The 2,130-nt window shown below is 43.7% G+C and carries 1 protein-coding gene; it reads right to left on the reverse strand.

Annotation, left to right across the window (positions count from 1 at the left end; translation table 11 throughout):
* Nucleotides 1-43 precede the first annotated feature (43 nt).
* Nucleotides 44-1,789, reverse strand: a complete 1,746-nt coding sequence (locus tag HMPREF1154_RS12690) for a thiamine pyrophosphate-dependent enzyme (protein WP_009643023.1) — start codon at nucleotides 1,787-1,789, stop codon at nucleotides 44-46.
* Nucleotides 1,790-2,130 lie beyond the last annotated feature (341 nt).

Here is a 2,130-nt window from a genome sequence, read left to right on the forward strand (position 1 = left end):
TTAATAGCAACCTAAAAACAACTTACGAAACTTAAATTAGTCATTATAAAATGTCCTTAATATGCTTTATACTATTGGCAATACTTTCTTTGGCTTCAGAAAAATCACCTTGTCCTATTTTCTTCATCACATTGGTAGCGAAGCCTTTCATCTGGTCAAAAGTAATGTGAGGAGGCATGGCCAAGGTATCGCGATTGGTGTAGATATTGACCAAGGTAGGCCCCTCATGCTCAAAAGCAGCCTTTACAGTGGCTTCCAACTCTTCTGTTTTGTGTACCTCATAGCCCTTGATATTCATCAGGTCGGCTATTTTGTCAAAAGGAGGATTGACCATATTGGTTTGCCAATCTAGATAGCCAGAGACTTCCATTTCAAGTTTGACCATGGCAAGCGAACGGTTATTAAATACAAATATCTTTACAGGGTATTGATATTGCATAAGGGTAGCCAAGTCGCCCAAAAGCATCGAGAGTCCCCCGTCGCCACACATAGCCACTACTTGTCTGCCTGGAGAGGCAGCCGCTGCTCCGATAGCCATAGGCAGTGCATTGGCCATAGACCCATGGTTGAAAGAACCAGTGAGGTAGCGCTTGCCTGTACCTTTGACAAAACGAGCCGCCCAAACCACATTCATACCTGTATCTACGGTGAAAATAGCGTCCTCCGCGGCATATTTGTCTAAAAGTTTAGCCGCATATTCGGGGTCTATCTGGTCTTCTTCGGTCTTTCTCTTGGTATAATCGTCCAAAGACTTCTCAAGTGATACATATTCCTTGTGGATATTCTTAAGGAAGCTATCATCACTGCGTGGGGTAAGTTTAGGCAATAGCGCGGCAATGGTATCTTTTACATCGCCTGCAAAACCATAATCCACTTTGGCACGACGGCCGATAATATCAGGGCGCTGATCTATTTGGATGATGGTATTTTTCTTAGGCAAGAACTCGGCATAAGGGAAGTCAGTGCCTAGCATCACAAGTACATCGGACTCGGCACAAGCATCATAGCCAGAGCGATGTCCTAGGAGTCCGTTCATACCTGCTATATAGGGGCTATCGGTACGGTCAAAGAATATTTTCCCGCGGAAAGAAGTTACAATAGGTGCCTTGAGCGTCTCGGCTAGTTGTTCTACTTCGCTTACAGCATATTGGCAGCCATGTCCGCAGTAAAGGGTTATTTTCTTGTGCTTGGTGTCGTTCAATACTGCGGCCAACTTATCTAGCTCGCTATCGGAAGGACGTACAACGGGTTTGGCCAAAAAGGTCTGAGTAGCGGTAGGCACTTCTTCCAAATCAGCTCCCGCCACATCGCCAGGTAAGCCCAATACAGCCACTCCTTTTTCGTTGATTGCCGTTTGTATAGCACGCTGCATCATGGTAGTAAACTGCTTAGGTGTATTGGCCACATATACATATTTGCTACAATCTTGGAATAACAAAAAGGGGTTAGTCTCTTGGAACCAGTGGGTACCAAACTTCTGTGTAGCACAAGTACTAGCTATAGCAATGACAGGGTTGCCTGCACGATTGGCATCATAGAGCCCATTGATAAGGTGTACATGTCCAGGGCCTGAACTTCCCATACAACAGCCTATACCATTGAGTTCGGCATCCATGGAGGCTGCATAAGCTGCTGATTCTTCGTGGCGTACGTGTATCCACTCAAGGCGACCATCGCGACGAATGGCATCATTTACAGGGTTGAGGCTATCTCCAGTAATGGCATAGACTCTTTTTACACCTGCTTGTACTAACATTTCGACCAATTGGTCAGATACATTTTTACTCATAATAGGTATTTTAATCTTTTAATTTATGACCAATCATATTTAGAATATGAATAAATAAGATGAGAGGCTAATTCTTAATTTACTCTCTTTCAAGGGCTAATTGCCATTAGCCCCTACACCTGCTCATGCTAATTTTTCGCAAACCATTTCTGTTTGACTATAATTCATTTAAATGAGACGCAAAAGTACGTTTTTAATTTTTCACTTTTGTTTTTTTAAGAACAAATAACAGAACAGAGATTAATCCCCCTAACCCCCGAAGGGGAGACTGATCCCCCTAACCCCCGAAGGGGGAACGAGTGAGCGCCTGAATAGCGTTTTTCACTATTCACTTTTCACTA

Source organism: Capnocytophaga sp. CM59 (genome assembly GCF_000293175.1).
Taxonomy (GTDB): domain Bacteria; phylum Bacteroidota; class Bacteroidia; order Flavobacteriales; family Flavobacteriaceae; genus Capnocytophaga; species Capnocytophaga granulosa.

Coding starts and splice junctions, on each gene's coding strand:
- HMPREF1154_RS12690 (WP_009643023.1), bottom strand. CDS start 1,789: ATGAGTAAAAATGTATCTGACCAATTGGTCGAAATGTTAGTACAAGCA.